The organism is Rhodoferax fermentans, assembly GCF_002017865.1.
Taxonomy (GTDB): Bacteria; Pseudomonadota; Gammaproteobacteria; order Burkholderiales; family Burkholderiaceae_C; genus Rhodoferax; species Rhodoferax fermentans.
This window is the reverse complement of the sequence record NZ_MTJN01000002.1, coordinates 2,236,299-2,258,586: the sequence shown is the minus strand read 5'-3', so window position 1 is coordinate 2,258,586 and position 22,288 is coordinate 2,236,299. Positions and strand designations below refer to the sequence as shown.

The 22,288-nt window shown below is 58.1% G+C and carries 27 protein-coding genes; 18 read left to right on the top strand and 9 right to left on the bottom strand.

Annotated features, from left to right (window positions below):
* The first annotated feature begins 132 nt into the window (after positions 1 to 132).
* Together RF819_RS10680 and RF819_RS10675 are read left to right on the top strand one after the other, a co-directional pair.
* Positions 133 to 825 (top strand): YjbE family putative metal transport protein, encoded by a 693-nt coding sequence (locus tag RF819_RS10680; RefSeq protein WP_078364972.1) that lies wholly within the window; start codon positions 133 to 135, stop codon positions 823 to 825.
* Positions 826 to 885: 60 nt separating this feature from the next.
* The gene (locus RF819_RS10675) at positions 886 to 1,314 is read left to right on the top strand and encodes a universal stress protein (RefSeq protein ID WP_078364971.1); all 429 of its coding nucleotides are present in this window, start codon (positions 886 to 888) and stop codon (positions 1,312 to 1,314) included.
* Here the strand turns inward: RF819_RS10675 and RF819_RS10670 are convergent.
* From RF819_RS10670 to mnmG, 7 genes are all read right to left on the bottom strand, one after another.
* Positions 1,307 to 2,041, bottom strand: coding sequence for a class I SAM-dependent methyltransferase (locus RF819_RS10670; protein ID WP_078364970.1), 735 nt, complete (start codon positions 2,039 to 2,041; stop codon positions 1,307 to 1,309). The two genes, RF819_RS10675 and RF819_RS10670, sit on opposite strands and share 8 nt — an antisense overlap.
* Before the next feature lie 58 nt (positions 2,042 to 2,099).
* Complete coding sequence (locus RF819_RS10665) at positions 2,100 to 3,080, bottom strand: ParB/RepB/Spo0J family partition protein (protein WP_078364969.1); 981 nt, start codon at positions 3,078 to 3,080, stop codon at positions 2,100 to 2,102.
* Positions 3,081 to 3,093: 13 nt separating this feature from the next.
* On the bottom strand, positions 3,094 to 3,633 hold the full coding sequence (locus RF819_RS10660) for an RBBP9/YdeN family alpha/beta hydrolase (protein WP_078366894.1): 540 nt from the start codon (positions 3,631 to 3,633) through the stop codon (positions 3,094 to 3,096).
* 57 nt (positions 3,634 to 3,690) lie between these two features.
* Positions 3,691 to 4,476, bottom strand: coding sequence for a ParA family protein (locus RF819_RS10655; protein WP_078364968.1), 786 nt, complete (start codon positions 4,474 to 4,476; stop codon positions 3,691 to 3,693).
* A gap of 69 nt (positions 4,477 to 4,545) precedes the next feature.
* Positions 4,546 to 5,160 (bottom strand): LysE family transporter, encoded by a 615-nt coding sequence (locus tag RF819_RS10650; RefSeq protein WP_078364967.1) that lies wholly within the window; start codon positions 5,158 to 5,160, stop codon positions 4,546 to 4,548.
* Between the two features lie 326 nt (positions 5,161 to 5,486).
* Complete coding sequence (rsmG, locus tag RF819_RS10645; RefSeq protein ID WP_078364966.1) at positions 5,487 to 6,140, bottom strand: 16S rRNA (guanine(527)-N(7))-methyltransferase RsmG; 654 nt, start codon at positions 6,138 to 6,140, stop codon at positions 5,487 to 5,489.
* The gene (gene mnmG / locus RF819_RS10640; protein WP_078364965.1) at positions 6,137 to 8,221 is read right to left on the bottom strand and encodes a tRNA uridine-5-carboxymethylaminomethyl(34) synthesis enzyme MnmG; all 2,085 of its coding nucleotides are present in this window, start codon (positions 8,219 to 8,221) and stop codon (positions 6,137 to 6,139) included. Before mnmG ends, rsmG begins: the two co-directional genes overlap by 4 nt.
* A 186-nt stretch (positions 8,222 to 8,407) precedes the next feature.
* On the opposite strand from mnmG, the gene RF819_RS10635 reads away from it, so the two are divergent.
* The 16 genes from RF819_RS10635 (at position 8,408) to minE (ending at position 21,397) form a co-directional block, all read left to right on the top strand.
* A complete protein-coding gene (locus tag RF819_RS10635) occupies positions 8,408 to 9,622 on the top strand; it encodes a 6-phosphofructokinase (protein ID WP_078364964.1) in 1,215 nt (404 codons plus the stop codon).
* Positions 9,623 to 9,870: 248 nt separating this feature from the next.
* On the top strand, positions 9,871 to 10,479 hold the full coding sequence (gene gstA, locus RF819_RS10630; protein ID WP_078366893.1) for a glutathione transferase GstA: 609 nt from the start codon (positions 9,871 to 9,873) through the stop codon (positions 10,477 to 10,479).
* A 41-nt stretch (positions 10,480 to 10,520) separates the two neighbouring features.
* Entirely contained in the window at positions 10,521 to 11,264 is a 744-nt protein-coding gene (gene rquA / locus RF819_RS10625; RefSeq protein ID WP_078364963.1) for a rhodoquinone biosynthesis methyltransferase RquA, read from the top strand.
* Between the two features lie 68 nt (positions 11,265 to 11,332).
* Positions 11,333 to 11,968 (top strand): cytochrome c biogenesis heme-transporting ATPase CcmA, encoded by a 636-nt coding sequence (gene ccmA / locus RF819_RS10620; RefSeq protein ID WP_078364962.1) that lies wholly within the window; start codon positions 11,333 to 11,335, stop codon positions 11,966 to 11,968.
* Positions 11,965 to 12,660 carry a heme exporter protein CcmB gene (ccmB, locus tag RF819_RS10615; protein WP_078364961.1) on the top strand — a complete coding sequence of 232 codons (696 nt, stop codon included), beginning with the start codon at positions 11,965 to 11,967 and terminating at the stop codon, positions 12,658 to 12,660. Before ccmA ends, ccmB begins: the two co-directional genes overlap by 4 nt.
* Entirely contained in the window at positions 12,657 to 13,394 is a 738-nt protein-coding gene (ccmC, locus tag RF819_RS10610) for a heme ABC transporter permease CcmC (protein WP_078364960.1), read from the top strand. Before ccmB ends, ccmC begins: the two co-directional genes overlap by 4 nt.
* The gene (ccmD, locus tag RF819_RS10605; protein WP_078364959.1) at positions 13,381 to 13,575 is read left to right on the top strand and encodes a heme exporter protein CcmD; all 195 of its coding nucleotides are present in this window, start codon (positions 13,381 to 13,383) and stop codon (positions 13,573 to 13,575) included. The genes ccmC and ccmD overlap by 14 nt, the downstream gene beginning before the upstream one ends.
* Positions 13,572 to 14,015 carry a cytochrome c maturation protein CcmE gene (ccmE, locus tag RF819_RS10600; protein WP_078364958.1) on the top strand — a complete coding sequence of 148 codons (444 nt, stop codon included), beginning with the start codon at positions 13,572 to 13,574 and terminating at the stop codon, positions 14,013 to 14,015. Before ccmD ends, ccmE begins: the two co-directional genes overlap by 4 nt.
* Before the next feature lie 34 nt (positions 14,016 to 14,049).
* Positions 14,050 to 16,017, top strand: coding sequence for a heme lyase CcmF/NrfE family subunit (locus tag RF819_RS10595; protein ID WP_078364957.1), 1,968 nt, complete (start codon positions 14,050 to 14,052; stop codon positions 16,015 to 16,017).
* Positions 16,014 to 16,538 carry a DsbE family thiol:disulfide interchange protein gene (locus tag RF819_RS10590; RefSeq protein WP_078364956.1) on the top strand — a complete coding sequence of 175 codons (525 nt, stop codon included), beginning with the start codon at positions 16,014 to 16,016 and terminating at the stop codon, positions 16,536 to 16,538. Before RF819_RS10595 ends, RF819_RS10590 begins: the two co-directional genes overlap by 4 nt.
* The gene (locus RF819_RS10585; RefSeq protein ID WP_078364955.1) at positions 16,535 to 17,002 is read left to right on the top strand and encodes a cytochrome c-type biogenesis protein; all 468 of its coding nucleotides are present in this window, start codon (positions 16,535 to 16,537) and stop codon (positions 17,000 to 17,002) included. The genes RF819_RS10590 and RF819_RS10585 overlap by 4 nt, the downstream gene beginning before the upstream one ends.
* Positions 17,003 to 17,010: 8 nt before the next feature.
* On the top strand, positions 17,011 to 18,348 hold the full coding sequence (gene ccmI / locus RF819_RS10580; protein WP_158081261.1) for a c-type cytochrome biogenesis protein CcmI: 1,338 nt from the start codon (positions 17,011 to 17,013) through the stop codon (positions 18,346 to 18,348).
* Positions 18,349 to 18,760: 412 nt separating this feature from the next.
* Complete coding sequence (locus RF819_RS21305) at positions 18,761 to 18,913, top strand: hypothetical protein (protein ID WP_158081260.1); 153 nt, start codon at positions 18,761 to 18,763, stop codon at positions 18,911 to 18,913.
* Positions 18,914 to 19,509: 596 nt separating this feature from the next.
* On the top strand, positions 19,510 to 20,265 hold the full coding sequence (minC, locus tag RF819_RS10575) for a septum site-determining protein MinC (protein ID WP_280522497.1): 756 nt from the start codon (positions 19,510 to 19,512) through the stop codon (positions 20,263 to 20,265).
* A 52-nt stretch (positions 20,266 to 20,317) separates the two neighbouring features.
* The gene (gene minD / locus RF819_RS10570) at positions 20,318 to 21,133 is read left to right on the top strand and encodes a septum site-determining protein MinD (protein ID WP_078364952.1); all 816 of its coding nucleotides are present in this window, start codon (positions 20,318 to 20,320) and stop codon (positions 21,131 to 21,133) included.
* A 3-nt stretch (positions 21,134 to 21,136) separates the two neighbouring features.
* On the top strand, positions 21,137 to 21,397 hold the full coding sequence (minE, locus tag RF819_RS10565) for a cell division topological specificity factor MinE (protein WP_078364951.1): 261 nt from the start codon (positions 21,137 to 21,139) through the stop codon (positions 21,395 to 21,397).
* 45 nt (positions 21,398 to 21,442) lie between these two features.
* Here the strand turns inward: minE and RF819_RS10560 are convergent, their stop codons facing one another.
* The gene (locus tag RF819_RS10560) at positions 21,443 to 21,742 is read right to left on the bottom strand and encodes a flagellar protein FlaG (RefSeq protein ID WP_158081259.1); all 300 of its coding nucleotides are present in this window, start codon (positions 21,740 to 21,742) and stop codon (positions 21,443 to 21,445) included.
* A 153-nt stretch (positions 21,743 to 21,895) separates the two neighbouring features.
* Positions 21,896 to 22,096: a hypothetical protein gene (locus tag RF819_RS10555; protein ID WP_078364949.1), complete on the bottom strand. Its 201-nt coding sequence runs from the start codon at positions 22,094 to 22,096 to the stop codon at positions 21,896 to 21,898.
* Between the last annotated feature and the right edge of the window lie 192 nt (positions 22,097 to 22,288).

The following is a 22,288-nucleotide window of genomic DNA, read 5'->3' as shown; positions in this document are numbered from 1 at the left end:
AGCACGCACTGCTGGGGTTCAGTCAGGCGAGCGGGGAAATTTCCGCATCCTTTTAAAAATTTGAAACAGCGTTTTATTCTGCGACAATAGGCGCCTATTTATGTTGGTAGGCTCAAACTTGGAGATAAGCAGATGGAATTGCTGCAAAGTGCGGATTTCTGGATCAACCTGATCAAAATCATTTGGATCAACATCATCCTGTCAGGTGACAACGCGGTGGTGATTGCCCTGGCGGCACGTGCCGTACCGGTGGAACAACAAAAGAAGGCGGTCCTGTTTGGTGCCGGGGCAGCGGTGGTCTTGCGTGTCCTGCTGACCGTGGTTGCGGTGCAGTTGCTGAAACTGCCCTACCTGCAAATTGTGGGTGGCTTGTTGTTGCTGTGGATCGGCCTGCAGTTGCTAGGTGACGATGAACACGGTGATGACGCCGTCAAGGCCAGCGGCAGTCTGATGACGGCGATCCGCACCATCCTGATTGCCGACATTGTGATGAGCCTGGACAACGTCATTGCGGTGGCCGCCGCCGCCCAGGGCAGCACCGCGCTGCTCATCATTGGTCTGGCCATCAGCATCCCGCTGGTGGTGTTTGGCAGCACGCTGATGATCAAGCTGATGGAACGTTTCCCGATCATCGTGACCCTGGGTGCCGCGCTGATTGGCTGGGTCGGTGGTGAAACCCTGGCCAGCGACGTGGCACTCAAAGGCCTGATGGAACACAACCATTGGCTGCATTACGCCGCTGCTGCGTGTGGTGCGTCGCTGGTGATCGGGTTGGGGCGGTTGCTGCAAAAACGCAAGGCAGCGCAGCAACTGGCTTCCATCTAAAACAGACTGCAGCGGGTGAAGCAACCCGCTTGCGGCCAGGACAACTGAAGGAGCAATGCCATGACAACTTTCCAGCTGATTGCCATTGACGGATCCGAACCCTCGGCTCGTGCGGTGGACTACGCCGTAACAGACGCCGCGAGCCGCAAGGAAAGCCCGCACTTCTACCTGGTGAACGTGCAGCCAGCGCTGCCGACGAACGTGACCCGGTTCATAGACACCGAGACGATCGACGACTTCCAGCGCGAAACCGGGGAACAGGCGCTGGCACTGGCCAAGGCCAAGCTGACAGCCAGTGGCCTGGACTTTTCATCCCACATCCTGGTAGGTGAGGCCGCGCCCACCCTGGTCGAATTTGCCCAGCAAAAAAACTGCAGCCAGATCATCATGGGCGCCCACGGCTTTGGCAGCGTGGTGGGCCTGCTCATGGGTTCGGTCACCGTCAAGGTGGTGCACCTGTCGCCGGTGCCGGTGCTGCTGGTCAAATAAACGGCTGCTGGTAGAGCCACACCGGGCGCCCATCCGGCGACCGCAAACAGGCCTGGGGCTGCAAAGCCAGGGCCTCAAACTCCAGACTCACCAGCCAGGCGCCTGGCTTCAACTCGGCCAAAGCCTTGGTCACCGCACGCGGCATGCTCTCGGGACGCTGAAACAGGTACACCAGGTCATACACCGACCAGTCGGCCTGCCAGATGTCGCCCTGGCGCACACGGGCCCACGGACAGCGCAGCGCACACAGCCCCCGCAGCGGCCAACTCCATTCAATGCCATGAAGCTGCGCCTGTGGGTAGGCCACACGCAGCGCCTTGAGGCCATCACCCAAACCACAACCCGCATCCAGAACCATAGCACCCTGCCCAAGAGGTGCCTGGGCTGCAAGGTCTTTTAAGGCAAAAATCGGGGTCGGAAACAGCGGCGCGTCTCGCCAGGCGTTCAAGGGGTAAATCAACAACAGCAGCAACAACGGCAGCAACCAGGCCCAGGCAGGCAGGCTCACCGCGCCCGACACCAGCAGCAGCAGCGGGAAACCCAGGCCAATCATCAGGCGCCGCCACCAGCTGCTGCCCAGCAGGCTGGCGACCACGCCCAGACCACAGGCGCTGCCCAGGGCCAGCAAGGGGCTCAGGCCGCTGCGTAACAGGCTTGTGAACAACCCCCAGGCGGCCAGCCAGGTCAGGACCGCAGGCAGGGGCCAGAGGCGGGACAGGCGGCTCATGGCAACAGGGCTCCCGAATCACACATGGCGTGGTCAACCCAGCCAGCTGGTGCTCACGTCACAGCTTCTGCAGTTTTTCGATCAGCCCATTGAGCTCATCGAGCGAGCCAAAAGAGATGCTGAGTTCACCCATCTCTTCCAAACGCCCGGCCCGTTTGACACGTTTTTTGACACGCACTTCAACCTCGGCCATCAGCAGGTCGGAGAGTTCTTCTTCGACGCGTTTTAAATCGCGTGACTTTTCTTTTTTGGGTTTGCTGGCCACCAGCGAGAACTCGGCGCCGAGTTTTTTGACCAGGCTTTCGGCCTCGCGTACCGACATTTTTTTGGTGGCGATCTGGCTGGCAGCGGTGATCTGCATGGCCTTGTCCAGGCTCAACAAGGCGCGGGCGTGGCCCATCTCGACATCACCAGCCATCAGCATGGTCTGCACCGGCTCGGCCAGGTTCAGCAGGCGCAGCAGGTTGCTGGCGGCGCTGCGTGAGCGGCCCACCGCCTGTGCCGCAGTTTCGTGCGTCAGGCCAAATTCCTTGATCAGGCGCTGCAACCCTTGCGCTTCTTCGAGCGGGTTGAGGTCTTCACGCTGCATGTTCTCGATCAGCGCCATGGCGGCGGCGGCTTCGTTCGGCACGTCGCGCACCAGCACCGGCACACTCTCCAGCCCGGCCAGTTTGGCGGCGCGGAAGCGCCGCTCACCGGCAATGATCTCGTACACCGGGCGCCCGGCGCCGCCTTGCATGTCGGGCGCAATCTGGCTGCGTTTGAGGTCTGCATCGGCATCACTGAGGCGGCGCACCAGGATCGGCTGCATGATGCCTTGTGCCTTGATCGATTCGGCCAGTTCATACAACGCACCCTCGTCCATGCGGGTGCGCGGCTGGTATTGGCCGGGCACCATGTCGCTGAGCAAGAGGGTGGACGGTTGGCCACTGTTGGCTGCGCTGGCTGCCGCACCATCGGTGCCGAGCAACTCGTCAACGGTTGGGCCCAACAAGGCTTCAAGCCCGCGTCCCAGGCCTTTGGGTTTTTTGGTGACCATGTGTGTCCCTTTTTTAAATGTTTGTCAGTTCTTGCAACAGGGCCTGCCCGGCAGGCCAATCGCCCAGGCCGGACTCGGCATTGATGTGACCGCGTGCGCCCATGTTGACCAGGCGGGAACCCCAGGCCTTGGCAAACTGGGTGGACCGCTCTGGGCTGCAATAGGGGTCGTCGCTGCTGGCCACCAGGGTGCTGGCAAACGGCAAGGTTTTCAGCACCAGCGGCGACCAGCTGCTCAGCACCGGGCGCAATTCTTCACACTCGGCATCACCAGGTGCCACCAGCAGCGCGGCCTTCACCAGCCGGGTGTGGCTGGAGTGCGCCGCCCACGCCGCCACCAACTGGCAACCCAGGCTGTGCGCCACCAGCACGACCGGGCCGTCAAGCGACAGCAACACCTCTTCCAGGCGACCCATCCAGTCGCCCCGCAGCGGGTGCATCCAGTCGTGCTGCTCCACCCGGGTGTAGCCAAACTGGGCCTGCCACAGGCTTTGCCAATGCGCTGGTCCGGAGTTCTGCCAACCTGGCAGGATGAGGATGTTCTCAGGTGTCATCATGTCTGTTTTGATAGCGGATAGCCCAGGTTCTGATTGGTCTAAGAGCCCATTTGCCTACATTTTTTTGATGCGTTCCACCATCTCGGTGGCAAACGACACAAAGGCCAAAGCGCCCTTGCTCGACGGGTCAAACACCACACCGGGCACACCGTAGCTGGGTGCCTCGGCCAGGCGCACATTTCGGGGAATCACGGTGTCAAACACCTTGTCTCCAAAACGTGCCTTGAGCTGGTCACTCACCTGTTGCTGCAAGGTGATGCGCGGGTCAAACATCACGCGCAACAGGCCGATGATGGCCAGGTCCTTGTTCAGGTTGGCGTGCACCTGCTTGATGGTGTTGACCAGGTCGGCCAGGCCTTCGAGCGCAAAGTATTCACACTGCATCGGCACAATCACGCCGTTGGCACAACACAGGCCGTTGAGGGTGAGCATCGACAGGCTCGGCGGGCAGTCGATCAGCACAAAATCGTAATCACCGTCAACCTCGGCCAGCGCGGTCTTCAGGCGTTTTTCACGCCGCTCCAGGCTGACCATCTCGACCTCGGCCCCGGCCAGCTCCCGGTTGGCCGCCAGGATGTCATAACCACAACCCGCCTCTGCCAACTTGTCGCTTTGTACACGCGCCTCACGCACCGTGGCGGATTCCAGCAACACATCGTAGACACTGAGCGCGAGCTTGCGTTTGTCCACACCCGAACCCATGGTGGCATTGCCCTGCGGGTCCAGATCCACCATCAGCACACGCTGGCCGACCTTGGCCAGACCTGCGGCCAGATTGACGGTGGTGGTGGTCTTGCCAACGCCACCCTTTTGGTTGGCAATGCAGAAGATTTTGGCCATAGAAACAAACTCAGGGTAAAAAGAAATCCAACAAGATCATGGTTTCACGTGAAACAGCGACGACCCAAACTAGCGCGACACCGCCAGCTTGATGCCAAAACCAACAAGAAAAAGCCCAGCCACCTTTTCAAGCACACGCGAGATCATCGGGTTGGCACGAACCCTCTCGGCCAGGAAGTGGGTCAACAAGGTCGAAGTCAAACCATAACCCAAGGTGAGCGCCGCGATGGTGGCAGCCATGACAGCGTAGGTCAGCAGCCCCTGCTGGTGTACCGGGTCTACAAACAGCGGGAAAAACGCCATGTAAAACAAAATGGCTTTGGGGTTGAGCAGCGTGATCATCAACGCCTGCTGCAGGAAATGGTGTGGTTTGATGCTCAGCACCGGCGCCGCACCCGGCTTGGCCAGCAGCATCTTGAACCCCAGCCAGGCCAAGTAGGCGGCACCCAGCCACTGCACCGCATGGAAGGTCTCCGGGTAGGCCGCCAGCAAGGCAGCGACACCAGCCACTGCCGACCACATCAAGACCTGGTCACCCAGGATGACCCCCAACGTGGCCGCCAGTCCACCCCGAATGCCACCCTTGCTGGTGGAGGTGATCAGCGCCAAATTGCCCGGCCCTGGCACCAGCAGGAAGACCAGAACGGTGACAACAAAGGTGGTGTAGTCGGTGATGCCGAGCATGGGAGTATGTGAACAGGGGAAGCTGAGAGTTTACGTTGGAATGATTGCGGTGAAAAAGCCCCGCCCTCATCTGTTGTTGGCTTACCCGCAGCGGATTCGGGGTGGATACCGCCGTTCGTGTCCCCCGGCCTGCGGCCTCCTCCTTGACCTCACTTTGGCACCCACCCCGAGCCCACTGCCGAGAACAAGTTTTCAAATCGCTCGACAACCGAAGCGTCCCGAATCAGTTGGGTGATGCGCTTTGCGTAGGTCAAGGAGGAGGCCGAAGGCCGGGGGACACGAAGCAAAACGCGTCGCCCAGCTGATTCCTACGAGGCAAAAAAGACTCAAGCGATCAACGCAGGCCGCATCCAGACAATACACCGCTCCGCGCCCAGCCCCGGCACCTCCAACTGTTCCACGTGAAACACAGACACATTGGACGGCAGGGCCGCCATCTCCTCTGCCGGGTGTTTGCCCTTCATCGCCATCCAGATACCCTGCTCTGCCAAGGCCTGGGCCGACCAGTTGGTGAAGTCCTTCAGTGAAGCAAACGCGCGTGAACTGACCACCTGGTATTTGTCGGTCAAACTCTCAACCCGTGCATGCACACCCCGAAGATTGGACAACTTCAGGGTGACCGCCACCTGCTGGACAAATGCAGCCTTTTTGGCCACCGTATCAACGCAGTGCACCGTGATCTCCGGGCAACAGATGGCAATCACCACGCCAGGCAAACCGGCACCTGAGCCCACATCCAGCAATTTGAATGCGGACGTTGCATCAGTGAGCTGATGCCGCAAAGGCTTGATCACCGCCAAGCTGTCCAGCAGATGGTGCGTCAACATCTCGGCCGGGGCGCGCACCGCAGTCAGGTTGTAGACCTTGGTCCATTTCTGGATCAAGCCTAGGTAATCCAACAAACGAGTTATCTGTTCGTCCGTCAGTGCCAAACCCAGTTCAGCCAGACCCTGCCGCAGCGGTGCCTCCAGCGTGTTCATTGAGCCACCTCACTGTTGACCTCCGGCGCCGACGCAACGGATGCCCCAGCACGCCGGTCGTCGGGTGTCACAAAACCCTTGAACTTGGTTTTTTTCAAATGGATGGTCAACAACGAAATCGTGGCTGGTGTGATGCCCGACAGGCGCGAGGCCTGGCCCAGGGTTTCCGGTTTGTGGCGGTTGAGCTTTTGGCGTGCCTCGATGCTCAGTGCAGACACCTGCATGTAGTCCAGATCTTGCGGCAGCTTGAGGTTCTCATAGTGGGTGGCGCGTTGTACATCGTCCTTCTGGCGGTCAATGTAGCCAGAGTATTTGCTGGCAATTTCCACCTGCTCGATCACCGTGGCGGACAATATGGAAGCCTCATCCTGCTGGTCTGTTTCACGTGAAACATCAGAAGCCAGCTCGGTCGAGGCGTATTTGCCACCATCCAGAGACATCAGCGATGCGTAGCTCACACCCGGGCGGCGCAGCAACTCAGCCAGGTTGTACTCGTGTTCCAACGCCTTGCCCAACACACGCTCAGCTTCGGCAGCTCCCAGGTTTTTGGGACTGACCCAGATTGAGCGCAGACGCTCTGTTTCACGTGAAACAGCATCACGTTTGCGGCTGAATGCATCCCAACGTACATCGTCGACCAGGCCCAGTTGGCGGCCCACTTCGGTCAGACGGGCATCGGCATTGTCTTCACGCAACTGCAGCCGGAACTCGGCCCGGCTGGTGAACATGCGGTAGGGTTCGGTCACACCTTTGGTGATCAGGTCGTCCACCATCACACCCAGATAGGCTTCATCACGTGCAGGCACCCAGATGTCTGCCTGGTAGTCGATGCGGCCTGCGGCACTGTTTGCACCGTCACCACCCCCCAGCGCTCGCGCCTGAAGTGCGGCATTGATACCGGCAAACAAACCTTGTGCCGCAGCCTCCTCATACCCGGTGGTGCCGTTGATCTGGCCGGCAAAAAACAGGCCATTGATAACCCGGGTCTCAAACGTGCTCTTGAGTTGTTGCGGGTCAAAGTAGTCGTACTCAATCGCGTAGCCGGGTCGCAAGATGTGCGCGTTCTCCAGCCCCACCATGCTGCGCACCAAGTTGTACTGGATGTCAAACGGCAGGCTGGTGCTGATGCCGTTGGGGTAGTACTCGTGGGTGGTCAGGCCCTCGGGCTCCAGAAAAATCTGGTGGCTGTCCTTGTCGGCAAACCGGTTGATCTTGTCTTCCACACTTGGGCAATAACGCGGCCCCACGCCCTCGATCTTGCCGGTGAACATCGGGCTGCGGTCGAACCCGCTGCGGATGATCTCATGGGTGCGTTCGTTGGTATGGGTGATCCAGCACGGCATCTGCTGCGGGTGTTGTTCTGCCCGGCCCAGGAAACTGAAGACCGGCATCACCGGGCTCATGCCACCGGGCATGCCGTCGCCGGGTTGTTCGGTGCAGCGGCTGAAGTCGATGGAGCGACCATCGATGCGTGGCGGCGTGCCGGTTTTCAGGCGTCCTTGCGGCAGTTTCAGTTCTTTGAGGCGTGCACTCAAGCTCACCGCTGGTGGGTCACCAGCACGCCCGGCGGCATAGTTGTTCAGGCCGACATGGATCTTGCCATCCAGAAAAGTGCCCGCCGTCAGCACCACCGTGCTGGCACGAAAACGGATGCCGACCTGTGTCACCGCACCCACCACCCGGTCACCTTCGACCATCAGGTCATCCACCGCCTGCTGGAACAGCCACAGATTGGCCTGGTTCTCCAGGCGCTTGCGGATGGCTGCCTTGTACAAAATACGGTCGGCCTGGGCTCGGGTGGCGCGCACTGCCGGGCCTTTGCTGGAGTTCAAAATCCGGAACTGCACCCCACTCTCGTCGGTGGCTGTGGCCATGGCGCCACCGAGGGCATCCACCTCTTTGACCAGATGGCCTTTGCCGATGCCACCAATCGAGGGGTTGCAGCTCATCTGGCCCAGCGTCTCGATGTTGTGGGTCAGCAGCAGCGTCTTGCAGCCCATGCGGGCAGCTGCCAACGCGGCCTCGGTGCCGGCATGGCCGCCACCGACGACGATCACGTCAAAGTGTTGGGGATAAAGCATGGTGTTTCCATCGAATGGGCGGGAAAAAAAACGGCGCTCGCCCGGCGCCTGTGTACAACTGTGGCAATTTTACCGAAGCCCCCCAAAACCACGTCTCTCGGGCTGTTTCGTCAGCAAAGTCAAACATGTTCAGGAGCACAATGGGCCTTGGCAGTTTCAGTAACACCCTTTTGAAACAGGACAATCATGGCATCCGGAAAAATTCTCGTCGCCCAAGGTGGCGGCCCCACAGCAGTCATCAACCAATCCCTGGTCGGCGTTGCGCTTGAAGCACGACGTTTTGGCCAGATCGAACACATCTACGGCGCGCGCCACGGCGTGCGCGGCATCGTCGACGAGAACTTTGTCGACCTGACCCAGGAGACCAGCCACAACCTGGAACTGGTGGCCAACACGCCGTCGAGCGCCCTGGGTTCGACCCGCGACAAACCCGACGCCGCCTACTGCCACGAGATATTCAAGGTGTTGCAAGCCCACCAGATCGAGCATTTTTTCTACATTGGTGGCAATGACTCCAGTGACACGGTGCGCATCGTCAGCGAAGAGGCTCAAGCCGCCAACTACCCGCTGCGCACCATCCACATCCCCAAAACCATTGACAACGACCTGGTCGGCAGCGACCACACGCCTGGTTTCCCGTCAGCCGCGCGTTTTGTGGCGCAGGCTTTTGCCGGTGCCAATCTGGACAACGCCGCCCTGCCCGGCGTCTATGTGGGTGTGGTCATGGGTCGCCACGCCGGTTTCCTGACCGCAGCCTCGGCCTTGGGTAAAAAATTCCCGGACGATGGCCCGCACCTGATCTACCTGCCCGAGCGCACTTTTGTGCTGGAGAAGTTCCTCGCCGATGTGAAAGTGGCCTACGAGCGTTTTGGCCGCTGTGTGATTGCGGTCTCGGAAGGCATCCACGATGCCTCCGGCACCCCCATCGTCACCTTGTTGGCCAAAAAAATCGAGCACGATGCCCACGGCAATGTGCAGCTCTCGGGCAATGGTGCATTGGCCGATCTGTTGTGCGAAGAGATCAAGTCCAAGCTCAACATCACACGGGTGCGCGGTGACACCTTTGGCTACATGCAGCGCTCGTTCATCGGTTGTGTCTCGGACGTGGACCAGCGCGAGGCGCGCGAGGTCGGCGAAAAAGCGGTGCAATTTGCCATGTGGGGCGACCGCGATGGCTCGGTGGCCATCAAACGCACCGGCTTTTATTCGGTCGACTACGAACTGCTGCCGCTTGCCACAGTGGCTGGCAAAACACGCACCATGGAAGACGAGTTCATCACCGCCAACGGCACCGATGTGACCGACGCCTTCCGTATGTACCTGCGCCCGCTGCTGGGCTCCAAAATGCCCGACGCCTTCCGGCTGCGGCACAACCCGATCGCCAAGGTCTTACATCGTTAAATTGGGCTCCAGCCCTTGTGTAATAAGGGCTAGTAGCTACTTTTTTTACGATCACGGGCAGTGAATGAGCCCAGACGCCCCGGCGTCTGGGCCGGCCCGCCACCCCACTCCCTGGCTGTTCCAATGCACGATATCAGGGCTTCCCTGGCGCTTGCTACGTTTGGGACAGGCGGGCGGGTTAGCATCGCTGCACCGCTGTTGTTGCCATGGTGTGGCGTTGGCAACCTCCCTTTTTTCTGGAACACCGCATGAAACTCTATTACTCGGCCGGCGCATGTTCGTTGGCAACCCATATTGCGATGAAGGAAACCGGGCTGGCTTTTGAAGCCGTGTCCGCACCCACCAAAACCCACCGTCTGGAAGACGGAACCGACTACTACAGCATCAACCCGCTGGGTTATGTGCCGCTGCTGGTGCTCGACGATGGCAAGCAGTTACACGAGGTTGCGGTGATCCTGCAGTACCTGGCCGATCTGGTGCCAGAGCGGCAGCTGGCACCTGCCAACGGCACGTTTGAGCGCTACAAGCTGCAAGAATGGCTCAACTTCATTGCCACAGAGTTGCACAAAGGTTTCTCTCCCCTGTTCACACCGAACATGCCAGACGAGGCCAAAGAGCTGGCCAAAACCCGCTTGCACGCCCGCCTACAATGGGTTGACGGTGAACTGAATGGCAAGAATTACCTGATGGGAGAGGTGTTCACCGTCGCTGATGCCTATCTTTTTGTGGTGCAAAGTTGGAGCAAGTACGTGGGCGTTGATGTGTCAGCCCTGGTCAACTTGAGTGCTTTTGCGACCCGGGTAGCGGCTCGTCCGGCTGTGCAAGCGGCCATGCGGGCCGAAGCTTTGTTGAAGTAGGCCGCAGCGCCATCACGCTCTCTCTGATTCAAGGTCTGTTCATGATTTTCGACAAAACCAGCACACGCCCACTTGACACATCCTTGACTTCAGCTGCCACCGTTCCCCAAGTCCCTGTTGTGGTTCCAGACTATCTGGAAAAGACCTACTGGTGGGCCTATACCCATCCCAACGCGGTGCGGGTGTTTGAGCGCCAGTGGTTGGTGAACCTGATTCTGTGGGGCAATTTTTCGCGCCTGCGTGATCTGGCGCTGCAGGACATGGGTGAGGTCATCACCGGCCAGGTGCTGCAAGTGGCCTGCGTGTATGGCAACCTGACCGAACACATCGTGCGCCGCCTCGACCCGCAGGCCCACCTGAGTGTGATCGATGTGGCACCGGTTCAGATCAAAAACCTGCACCAGAAACTGCGTGACAAACGCCAGGTCAGCATCCTGCAGCAAGACGCCTCGAACATGGGTTTTATGGATGCCAGCCAGGACACCACACTGGTGTTTTTCCTCCTGCATGAAATGCCGGTGGAGGTGCGCCGCCAGACCATCAGCGAGGCGCTGCGTGTGACCAAACCGGGCGGCAAGATCATCTTTGTGGATTACCACAAGCCGGTGGCCAGCAGCCCGTTTCGTTACATCATGGTGCCGATCCTGACCACGCTGGAGCCGTTTGCGATGGACTTGTGGCAACACGAGATCACCGAATGGCTGTCCCCTGCAGACAGCTACAGCCACATCGACAAACACACCTACTTCGGTGGTCTGTACCAAAAGGTGGTCATCACCCGCTGAAGCCGTCTGCGGTCCCGGGCAAAGGGCGGGCCATAAGATAATTCGAGCCATTTGTTGCTGGCACGCTCTTGAATACCTCACCTACCCTGACATTTTCCAAACTTGGCTGTACCAAGGGTGGGCGTCAGCTTTTCAGGGATGTGGATCACACCCTGCAAGCGGGCCACTGGCTGTATGTCACCGGTGCCAACGGTGTGGGCAAAACCAGTTTGTTGCGCATGGTCTGTGGTCTGGCACCGGTGGATTCGGGCCAGATTCTCTGGAACAACAGCTCAATCAGCGCGCAGCGTGACAGTTACCGGCAAGACCTGTGTTACCTGGGACACCTCAACGCGCTGCAGGAATCGATGTCGGTCCAGGAAAACCTGGTGTTCACCTCGGCGTTGTCTGGGGTGGCCCTGGACGCGCAACAGGCCAAGTCGGTCCTGGCACGGTTTGGACTGCACGGGCGTGCTCAACAACTGGTGCGACACCTCTCCCAGGGACAAAAGCGCCGTGTGGCCTTGTCGCGGCTGGCACTCAGCTCGGCCAAGCTGTGGGTGCTGGACGAACCCTATGTGGCGATGGACGAAGCCGGCATCCAGATGTTGTCTGATCTGATTGCTGGTCATCTGGACCAGGGTGGACTGGCGGTGCTGACCAGCCACCAACGGGTGCCGGTTGGCACACACAACCCGCAGATTTTGGAATTGACCGCATCATGACCCACACCCCCTCCCCACTGGGCGCTGCCTCGGTCATGCTGGCCCTGATCCGGCGCGAAATCGCCTTGGGTCTGCGGCAAAAAGGTGAGGTGTTGACACCGTTGGTGTTTTTCATGGTGATTGCCAGCCTGTTCCCGCTGGGGGTGGGTGCCGAGTCGAGTTTGCTGCTGCGCATGGCCCCCGGTGTGTTGTGGGTCAGTGCACTGCTGGCAGCGATGTTGTCGTTACAACGCATGTTCGCCACCGACTACGCCGACGGTTCACTCGAGCAAATGGTGCTGTCCCCGACCCCGCTGGGCCTGCTGGTGCTGGCCAAGGCGCTCGCACATTTTCTGCTGTCGGGTGTGCCGCTAGTGCTAATGGCGCCAGTGCTGGGCCTGCAGTTTGGACTGGACGGCCGAGCGCTGGGCATTTTGATGCTGAGCCTGCTGCTAGGCACACCCACCTTGAGCCTGATTGGCAGCATTGGCGCTGCGTTGACCTTGGGCGTACGCGGTGCAGGGGTTTTGTTGTCTCTGCTGATTCTGCCGCTCTATATTCCCGTGCTGATTTTTGGTGCCGGAGCGGTGGAAGCGGATGCTGCAGGTCTGGGATTTGGCGGGCACCTGTCGCTGCTGTCCGCCTTGCTGGTGCTGTCTCTCTTTTTTTCACCCATGGCCACTGCCGCTGCCCTGAGGATTTCTCTGGAATGAAAACACGCGTTGTTCACTGGTTCAAGTTTGCCTCGCCACAAAGTTTTTATGTGCTGGCGGGCAAGATGTGGCCCTGGTTTGCCGGCCTAGCCACAGTACTGGCCGTGGTCGGTTTGTGGATCTCTTTTTTTGTGGCCCCCGTGGATGCCCAACAGGGCCAGGGTTACCGCATCATCTTTGTCCATGTGCCAGCCTCACAGCTGTCGATGCTGATCTACCTGGTGATGGCTGCCTGGGCTGGGCTGGGGCTGGCGTTCAACACCCGCCTGTCGGGCATGATGGCCTGTGCACTGGCTCCCACGGGCGCACTGTTTGCCTTTTTGTCACTCATCACCGGGGCCTTGTGGGGCAAACCGATGTGGGGCACCTGGTGGGTCTGGGACGCGCGCCTGACCTCCGAGCTGATCCTGCTGTTTCTCTACCTCGGTTTCATGGCCTTACACGCCAGCATTGACGACCCGCGCCGGGCCGACAAGGCCAGTGCGGTGCTGGCTCTGGTGGGTGCGGTCAATGTGCCGATCATTTATTTTTCGGTCAAATGGTGGAACACCCTGCACCAGGGTGCTTCGGTGTCGCTCAAAGGCAGTTCCATGGCCAGCACCATGCTGAGTGGCATGTTGATCATGGTGCTGGCGTTCTGGATGTACGCCATCGCCATCGCCCTGCTTCGGGTGCGCAACATCATTTTGGATCGTGAACGTCATACGGAATGGGTGAAACATGCAGTGGCATAGCTGGGCAGAATTCTGGGAGATGGGTGGTTACGGTCTCTACGTCTGGGGCAGTTTTGGTATCACCGCGCTGGTGGTCCTTGGGGAGATCTGGCAACTGCGTGCACAACGCCGGGCCTTGTTACGAAACCTTTTGAACGAAACCAGCTCTCACGACGATCACCATTCGTCCACACCCTCATGAAACCACGTCATAAACGCGCCGCCCTCATTGCCGGTGGCCTCGCCGCCATTGGGCTGGCCGCCTACTTTGTGCTCAATGCCTTTGAGAGCAACCTGGTGTTTTTCTTCACCCCCAGCCAGATTGCCTCTGGCGAGGCACCCAAAGAACGTACCTTCCGTGTCGGTGGCATGGTCAAGGAAGGTTCCCTCAAGCGCGACAACCTGACCGTGAGTTTTGTGGTGACCGACACCGCCAAAGAGGTTCCTGTGTCCTACACCGGCATCCTGCCCGACCTGTTCAAGGAAGGCAAAGGGGTGGTGGCCCAGGGCAAACTCGATGGCAGCGGGCACTTCACCGCCTCTGAGGTGTTGGCCAAACACGATGAAAACTACATGCCGCCCGAAGCTCAGCATGCCATGGACCAGGCACAACTGAACAAGGCCGCCAGCTCCCTCAAGTAGGTCTGGCCCACCGCCACTTAACAAAAAAAACGCCATGATTCCAGAAATTGGACATTTTTCGCTGATCCTGGCCATGCTGGTCGCTTGTTTCCTGGGGGTGTTGAGCATCGCCGGTGGGCAGCAAGGCCGTGCCGACTGGATGGCTATGGCGCGCCCGGGTTCCCAAGTGTTGTGCCTGCTGGCCGCATTTTCCTTTGGCTGCCTGACCTACGCGTTCTACACCAACGATTTTTCGGTGATGTATGTCGCCCAGCACTCCAACTCCAAACTGCCAGACATGTACCGGATTGCCGCCGTCTGGGGTGGCCACGAGGGCTCGCTGCTGCTGTGGCTGCTGATGTTGTGCGGCTGGATGATGGCCATCTCATTGTTTTCACGCCAGCTGCCCGATGTGATGGTGTCGCGTGTACTGGGGGTGATGGCCCTGATTGCGGCGGGCTTTTTGATGTTCATGCTGTTCACCTCCAACCCGTTTTTGCGGTTGGTGGACATCCCGGCCGACGGTCGTGACCTCAACCCCTTGTTACAAGACCCGGGTCTGGTGTTTCACCCACCCATGCTCTACATGGGGTATGTCGGTATGTCGGTGCCCTTTGCCTTCTCGATTGCCGCCTTGCTCAATGGCCGGCTCGATGCCGCCTGGGCGCGCTGGACCCGGCCCTGGGCCACCGCCGCCTGGATCTGCCTGACCATTGGCATTGCCCTGGGCTCCTGGTGGGCCTACTACGAACTGGGTTGGGGTGGCTGGTGGTTCTGGGACCCGGTGGAAAACGCCTCGTTTTTGCCCTGGCTGATCGGCACCGCACTGATCCACTCACTGGCAGTTACCGAAAAGCGTGGTCTGTTCAGAAGCTGGACCATCATGCTGTCACTGATCGCTTTCTCGCTGAGCCTGCTCGGAACCTTCCTGGTGCGCTCGGGTGTGCTGACCTCGGTGCATGCCTTTGCGTCCGATCCCAAACGCGGGGTGTTCATCTTGTTGTTCCTGGCATTGGTGGTGGGCAGTTCACTGGTTCTGTTTGCCACGCGTTCCGGCAAAGTGCGCTCGGGTGGTTCCTTTGCCCTGTTGTCACGCGAAACCTTTCTGCTGCTCAACAATGTGTTGCTGAGCACCGCTGCCGCCGCAGTCTTGCTGGGTACGGTCTACCCCTTGATCATTGATGCGCTCAACCTGGGCAAACTCTCGGTGGGGCCGCCCTATTTCAACAGCGTGTTTGCGCCCATCATGCTGCCGGTGCTGTTCTTGATGGTGATCGGCTCCTTTGCCCGTTGGAAGACTGACACCGTGAGCAACCTGCTCAAAAAACTCAGTCCGGTGGCGCTGGTGTCGGTGTTGCTGGGTTGCGGCGCACCGTTTTTGGCGGGGTCCTGGTCAGCACTGGTGGCGCTGGCCCTGTCACTGGCCTTCTGGATTGTTCTGGGGTCCTGTGTGCAAATCTACCGTCAACTCAAAGACACACTGCACTGGCGGTCGACACCCATGTCTTTCTGGGGCATGCATGTGGCGCACATGGGTATTGCGGTGTGTGTGGTTGGCATCACCATGGTCAAGGGTTATGAAACCGAAAAAGACGTGCGCATGGCCGTCGGCGACACGGTCGAAGTGGGTGGCTACACCTTCCGCCTGACCGGCATCAGCCAAAAAGCCGGCCCCAACTACAACGCCGATGTCGGTACGGTGGAGCTGATCAAGAACAGCCAGGTGCTCAAGACCCTTCACCCTGAAAAACGCAGCTATTTTTCATCCACCATGCCAATGACCGAAGCCGCCATCGACAGCGGTCTCACACGCGATGTGTATGTGTCACTGGGTGAAAAACTCGACAGCAGCGGCCCGCCTGCCTGGGCGGTACGTGTTTATCACAAACCTTTTGTGCCCTGGATCTGGGTCGGATGCCTGTTGATGGCACTCGGTGGTGCCATGGCGGTGATGGACAAACGCTACCGCCGCAAGCTTGTGAGCACTTGGACAGGGGTTGAGGTGAAAGGTGCCACGACATGAAAAAGGCCTATATCCCACTGGGCATCTTTGTGGTGTTGCTGGCTTTCCTGGGCATTGGCCTGACGCTTGACCCGCGCGAGATTCCTTCCCCCTTGATTGGCAAACCCGCACCCGAATTTTCTGCGCCGGTGCTGGACAACCCGGCCCTGCAGATCACCAAACAAGACATGTTGGGCAAGGTCTGGTTGCTCAACACCTGGGCCTCCTGGTGTGTGGCCTGCCGCGAAGAACATCCCCTGTTGATGGAATATGCCAAAACCAAGACCATCCCCATCGTTGGCCTGGACTACAAAGACAAGGACCAGGATGGCCAGAAGTGGCTGGCTCGTTTTGGCAACCCGTATGACGTGGTGATAGCCGACCGGGATGGCCGCATTGGCATCAACTTTGGTGTGTATGGTGTGCCAGAGAGCTTTTTGATCGACAAAGCGGGTGTCATTCGTTACAAGCAGATCGGCCCGTTCACGCCGGATGCCTTGCAAAACAAACTGCTGCCTTTGATCCGGGAACTACAACAATGAAAGTCTGGTTTGCTTTGATTCTTTGCTGGCAGCTGCTGGCACCAGCCTTTGCCAACGAAGCCGTCCCTTTGGCAGACGACCCGGTGGTGGAGCAACGCCTGATCACCATTGCAGAAGAACTGCGTTGCCTGGTGTGCCAGAACGAGTCCCTGGCGGGCTCCCGCGCCGAGCTGGCCAACGATTTACGTCGCGAGGTCCGTAGCCTGATCACTGCCGGCAAATCGGACGCTGAAATCAAGGAGTTCCTGGTCAGCCGTTACGGTGACTTTGTACTTTACAAGCCGCCTGTCAAGCCCAGTACCTGGCTGCTGTGGTTTGGCCCTTTGTTGTTGTTGCTGGGCGCGGTCTGGTTGCTGATCCGCACCATCCGCCAGACTCAGAACAATGCCAACACCGAGGTGCTTGACGATACCAAGCGGGCCAGGGCACAAGCGCTCTTACAAAATACTGATCTTCCAAAATGACTCTTTTTATGGGAATCGCAGCGCTCATGACGCTGTTGGTGGTGGCTTGGCTGATTTATCCCTTGCTGCGTCCATCACAACACCGTGGTGTTTCTGCCGAGCGTTTGAACATTGACATCCACCGCGACCAGCTCAAGGCGCTAGAGGCTGACCTGGAACGTGGTGTCATCAGCCAACAAGACTTTGAAGCAAGCCGCGACGAGTTGCAACTGCGTTTGCTCGACGACACGGAAAGCCACGAATCTCGCCAGCCCAATCACAGCAACAGCTTCTGGAGTGCCAAACGCATCGCCTGGCTCATGGGTTTGGCCACACCGGCGCTGGCCATCGGCATCTACATAGAACTGGGCGCACCCACCGCCATCGACAGGGTGGCGTCCACCGCAGTGGATGACCAGCAAGTCAAACAAATGGTCGACACCCTGGCCGCCAAACTGCAGGCCAACCCGGACAACCCTAAAGGCTGGGCCATGCTGGCGCGCTCCTACAAAGTGCTGGGCCGGCTGGAAGACGCCAAAGCGGCTTTTGAGAAGGCGGGCGACTATGTGCACACCGATCCAGATGTGTTGCTGGACTACGCAGCCTTGCTTGGCATCCTCAACGGCAGCAAGCTGGAGGGCCAAGCCGCACAGATGATCAACGAGGTGCTCACACTCAGCCCGGACCATCCCAACGGACTGATGTTGTCGGGCATCAGCGCCTACCAACGGGCAGACTACGCAACGGCCGTCAAACAATGGGAGAAATTGCTCGGTCTGCTGGACCCCAACTCAGCTGACGCACAACAGATCCAGGCCAATATCGACGACGCACGAGCCCAGGGCAAGTTGCCATCTGCAGACAGCAGCAAACTGCCACCTGTGCCCGCCGGCGCAGCCAATGGCAGCACCACACCCGAGATGATCAATCAGATGGTGGAGCGGCTCGCCAGTCGCCTCAAAGACAATCCCAATGACTACCCTGGCTGGGCCCGGCTGGCCAACGCCTACAAGGTCCAGGGCAGGCTCGATGAGGCAGTCCAGGCCTTTGGCAAGACCGGCCCGCTGCTGGAAACCGATGCCAACCTGATCACCCAGTATGCCGACCTGTTGGCCACACGCGCCAAAGGCGATTTCAAGGGTCAACCACTGGCTCTGGTCAACAAAGCCCTGCGTATCGATCCCAAGCAGCCCAATGCCCTCATGATGGCAGCCCAAGCCGCTTACCAGGCGGCTGACTACGGCACTGCCATCCGCCACTGGGAAACCGTGCTGACGGTGCTGCCTGGCGGCTCACAAGAGAGCCAACTCGTGCGCAGCGAGATCACCGATGCCAAGACCAAGCTGGCAGCACGCAGCAAACCCTGACGCTTTTTTCACCCAACAACCAACAACCAGATCCGGGCGATGCCCGCATCTGGTTTTTTTTCGTCCCAAAACGCTCAACAGCCCTATGCCAAGGTGTCAAACGCGACTTGGATAAAGCTGTGAATAGTTTGTCTTGAAAAAATGACTTATCCACACAAAAAATTTTGAACTGGAGTTGTCCAGTTTCCGGGCGCAGTTGCAAGACATGCACATGCACAGGAATTGGAATGCTGTAAGTCTATGTTTTATATGAATTAAATGAGCTTATCCACGGAAGGAGGCAAAGCTTATCTACTACTACTATTTTGTATTCCAATATTTAAATAAAGATAGGGCTGAAGTTTTGACACCCGTTTTTGACATCGGAGAAAGATCGAGGGTCGGCTCGCGAACCGCCTCAGAGTCACTCCTCGTGACGATCCTGGCTGGGCTGCTGGCCAACGCCTGCAAGGTTCTGGACAAGCTGGCTGAGGCGGTAAAAGCTATTTCGTTGCCGGAAGCAGACGCCAATGTGATCACCCAGTTTGTCGACCTGTTGGTCACACCCACCCATGGTGATAAATAGGTCCATGTCGTGCACAACGAGATCACCGATGCCAGAACCAAGCTGGCGGCACGCAGCTAAGCCTGACTGTTTTTTTCACCAAACGGCCACAAACAGATCGCCGCTATGCCCGAATCTGGTTTTTCATTCCAAGCGGCTCAACAGCTCTGAGACAAAGCTGTAACAGGTGACTTGGATAAGTCTGTGAATAATGTGTCTTGAAAAAAAGACTTATCCACAAAAAAATTGAAAAAGTGAAGTTGTTCAGTTTTCGGTAGCAGATGCAAGACAGGTACGTGCACAGGAATTGATGTTTATTAAGTCTTTGTTTTATATAAATAAATCGGACTTATCCACGGAGAAGAATTAAGCCTATCTGTTACTACTATTTGATATTCCAAGATTTGGATAAAGACAAGGCCAAAGTTTTGACAACGTTTTCTGGATACTGAGAAATTTCAAAGAAGCTTGTGCATAAAGTGAAATATCCTTGGCCTGCCCGCCTTTTTTTGGGGTGCAATCAAGTAACATTTGGGCCTGGCTTGATGACGCCATCCCCGACAAGGTATTTGTCTTGTCCCAACCCCTGCGCTTTACCCGTTTCGCCTCCAAAACCTGTGACTGACTCCTTCGAAATCAAAAGCGCCCAGCTCCCGCTGATGTCGCTGGTCACCAAAACGCCCGATTTGCAAACCGTGGCGGCTGAATTGCTCAAGCGTTATGGGCCTGCCAGCGACAACGCCGATTTTTTTGACCAGGACGCGGTGGTCATTGACTGCGCCAAACACCAGGTGGAAGTGGACAAGCAGGGTCTGTCGGCCCTGATCACATCGCTGCAGAGTTGTCGCCTGAAGCCAGTGGCATTTCGTGGTCATCCAAGCAACAACAACGAAGCAGCAGTGGCCTTGGGTCTGGTGATCGCGACGCCAGAAGTGGCCCGCAGCAAACCCGCAGCTGATGCCAAAAAAGTGGTTGCAGCACCGACCGAGGTGGTCAGGGAAGTGGTGCGTGAGGTGCCTGTGGCCGGACCTGGCACCCTGGTGATTGACAAACCGGTGCGCTCAGGGCAAAAAGTGTACGCCCGTGGTGCGGATCTGGTGGTGCTGGCCATGGTCAACCAGGGTGGTGAAATTGTGGCGGACGGACATATCCATGTGTATGCCCCCCTGCGTGGCAAAGCTATGGCCGGTGCCAGTGGCAACGTCAACGCCCGTATTTTCTCGACTTGCCTGGAGCCAGAACTCATTTCGATTGCCGGGGTTTACCGCACCAGCGAAAATCCGCTGGCGCCAGATATCCAGGGCAAAGCAGCACAAGTGCGGCTGAGTGATGATGGCCAGGAAAAGCTGCTGTTTGAATCCCTGAAATCCTGACGACGTCGCCAATAAGCGACCTCCGAATTCCTGTTTGAAAGATTGTGTAGTTATGACAAAAATCATTGTGGTGACCTCTGGCAAAGGTGGCGTTGGTAAAACCACGACCAGCGCCAGTTTTGCAACCGGCCTGGCACTGCGTGGTCACAAAACAGCGGTGATCGACTTTGACGTGGGCCTGCGTAATCTGGACCTGATCATGGGTTGTGAACGCCGTGTGGTGTATGACCTGATCAACGTCATCCATGGTGAAGCCAACCTGAACCAGGCGCTGATCAAGGACAAGCAGTGTGACAACCTCTACGTGCTGGCCGCCTCACAAACCCGGGACAAAGATGCGTTGACACAAGAGGGTGTTGGCAAGGTGCTGGCCGACTTGACCGCCATGGACTTTGACTTCATCGTCTGTGATTCACCTGCCGGCATTGAAACCGGGGCGTTGATGGCCATGCATTTCGCCGACGAAGCGCTGGTGGTGACCAACCCAGAAGTGTCTTCGGTGCGCGACTCAGACCGCATCCTGGGCATGTTGTCCAGTAAAACCAAACGTGGCATGGCGGGTGAAGAACCCATCAAGGAACACCTGCTTATCACCCGTTACAACCCGGCACGGGTCAACCAGGGCCAGATGTTGTCTTTGCAGGACATTCAAGACATTTTGCGTATCAAACTCATTGGGGTGATTCCCGAGAGTGAAAGTGTGTTGCAGGCATCCAATCAAGGTGTGCCAGCGGTGCACCTGAACGGCAGCGATGTCTCAGAAGCCTACAAGGACGTGGTGTCGCGTTTCCTGGGTGAAGACAAACCCATGCGTTTCACCGACGCACCCAAGCAAGGCCTGTTGCAACGCCTGTTCGGGAGCAAATAAAGCATGTCTTTTTTCTCATTTTTTCTCGGTGAAAAAACAAAGACAGCCAGTGTGGCCAAGGAGCGCCTGCAGATCATCCTGGCCCACGAGCGCAGCGGCCGCAGCCCGGCCACGCCCGACTATCTACCCGATCTGCAGCGTGAACTGATTGCGGTGATCAGCAAATACGTCAGGATCAATCAGGACGACATCAAGGTCAACCTGGAGCGCCAGGACAATCTGGAAGTGCTTGAGGTCAAGATCGAGCTGCCAGACAAACGCTGACAGCCCCGAGCTGCTCATCCGCCTGGATGACAGCCTGTTTGCTGCTCAAGCCTGCTGGTTGAGCAGTGAGCCTTTTTGAAACCGGTCCATCTCTTTTGAAATACGCAGGGCCACCTCTGAGGGCACTTGCCACAGTACCTCTTTGGTGACGTTATCCGTCAGCGTCAGCAGCTGTTTGCCACTCTCCTGGTCCACAGAAAACTGCAGTTCTTTGGCTGCCACCGGCACCTTGCTTTGCATGTCACTCACCAATTGATTCAACTCAGCCGGGCTGGGCGTGGTGTTGCTGGCTCCACTGTTCTGGTTGTTTTTGATTGGCTGCTTGGCTGGTGCCAAGGTGTTCACAGTGCCTGCAGCAGGTACAACTGTGTTGTTCACTGGCGTTTTGATCGCCGTTGGGCTTGGACCTGAGGGCGTCAGGCCCGCTGCAGTTCCTGTCACGGCGAAAGTACCCATGGCTGAAATCCTTGTCAGTCGCTCTGGAGTGTGGTTGCCCTATCAGGCCTTCACACTCAGGTTGGTGCCTGTGAGTTGCCCCAGGGCATTGGTGAATGCCTGTGCTGTGCTGGCCGGTTTGGACGTGCTGTCCTCAGCCGGTGGGGGTGTCGGCTTATCACCCCGTTTGGCGTCTGTCGCCTCCAGCGGGTTGGTTTTTTGCGGAGCTTGTACCGGAGTACTTGAGGAGATAGAGATAGACATGGACAGTGGCCTTTCTACAAAGAGACGGTTAAGTGACTCATACCTGCGACACAAAAAACCAGGTAACTCTGTAAAAAGAGTTCTACCTGATCACCTTATCGGCGTGGTTTTTGAGAACTTAAATGTCAAAGTCCACTTTTTTTCAAGATTTTTGATGTTGGCCGCCAGCCGCCAAGACCAGTCCTCAAGCAC

Coding starts and splice junctions, on each gene's coding strand:
- RF819_RS10680 (WP_078364972.1), top strand. CDS start 133: ATGGAATTGCTGCAAAGTGCGGATTTCTGGATCAACCTGATCAAAATC.
- rquA (WP_078364963.1), top strand. CDS start 10,521: ATGATTTTCGACAAAACCAGCACACGCCCACTTGACACATCCTTGACT.
- ccmE (WP_078364958.1), top strand. CDS start 13,572: ATGAAACCACGTCATAAACGCGCCGCCCTCATTGCCGGTGGCCTCGCC.
- RF819_RS10595 (WP_078364957.1), top strand. CDS start 14,050: ATGATTCCAGAAATTGGACATTTTTCGCTGATCCTGGCCATGCTGGTC.
- RF819_RS10660 (WP_078366894.1), bottom strand. CDS start 3,633: ATGACACCTGAGAACATCCTCATCCTGCCAGGTTGGCAGAACTCCGGA.
- RF819_RS10585 (WP_078364955.1), top strand. CDS start 16,535: ATGAAAGTCTGGTTTGCTTTGATTCTTTGCTGGCAGCTGCTGGCACCA.
- ccmI (WP_158081261.1), top strand. CDS start 17,011: ATGGGAATCGCAGCGCTCATGACGCTGTTGGTGGTGGCTTGGCTGATT.
- rsmG (WP_078364966.1), bottom strand. CDS start 6,140: ATGAACACGCTGGAGGCACCGCTGCGGCAGGGTCTGGCTGAACTGGGT.
- minD (WP_078364952.1), top strand. CDS start 20,318: ATGACAAAAATCATTGTGGTGACCTCTGGCAAAGGTGGCGTTGGTAAA.
- RF819_RS10650 (WP_078364967.1), bottom strand. CDS start 5,160: ATGCTCGGCATCACCGACTACACCACCTTTGTTGTCACCGTTCTGGTC.
- ccmD (WP_078364959.1), top strand. CDS start 13,381: ATGCAGTGGCATAGCTGGGCAGAATTCTGGGAGATGGGTGGTTACGGT.
- mnmG (WP_078364965.1), bottom strand. CDS start 8,221: ATGCTTTATCCCCAACACTTTGACGTGATCGTCGTCGGTGGCGGCCAT.
- gstA (WP_078366893.1), top strand. CDS start 9,871: ATGAAACTCTATTACTCGGCCGGCGCATGTTCGTTGGCAACCCATATT.
- ccmC (WP_078364960.1), top strand. CDS start 12,657: ATGAAAACACGCGTTGTTCACTGGTTCAAGTTTGCCTCGCCACAAAGT.
- minE (WP_078364951.1), top strand. CDS start 21,137: ATGTCTTTTTTCTCATTTTTTCTCGGTGAAAAAACAAAGACAGCCAGT.
- RF819_RS10635 (WP_078364964.1), top strand. CDS start 8,408: ATGGCATCCGGAAAAATTCTCGTCGCCCAAGGTGGCGGCCCCACAGCA.
- RF819_RS10655 (WP_078364968.1), bottom strand. CDS start 4,476: ATGGCCAAAATCTTCTGCATTGCCAACCAAAAGGGTGGCGTTGGCAAG.
- RF819_RS10590 (WP_078364956.1), top strand. CDS start 16,014: ATGAAAAAGGCCTATATCCCACTGGGCATCTTTGTGGTGTTGCTGGCT.
- RF819_RS10555 (WP_078364949.1), bottom strand. CDS start 22,096: ATGTCTATCTCTATCTCCTCAAGTACTCCGGTACAAGCTCCGCAAAAA.
- ccmB (WP_078364961.1), top strand. CDS start 11,965: ATGACCCACACCCCCTCCCCACTGGGCGCTGCCTCGGTCATGCTGGCC.
- RF819_RS10665 (WP_078364969.1), bottom strand. CDS start 3,080: ATGGTCACCAAAAAACCCAAAGGCCTGGGACGCGGGCTTGAAGCCTTG.
- RF819_RS10675 (WP_078364971.1), top strand. CDS start 886: ATGACAACTTTCCAGCTGATTGCCATTGACGGATCCGAACCCTCGGCT.
- RF819_RS10670 (WP_078364970.1), bottom strand. CDS start 2,041: ATGAGCCGCCTGTCCCGCCTCTGGCCCCTGCCTGCGGTCCTGACCTGG.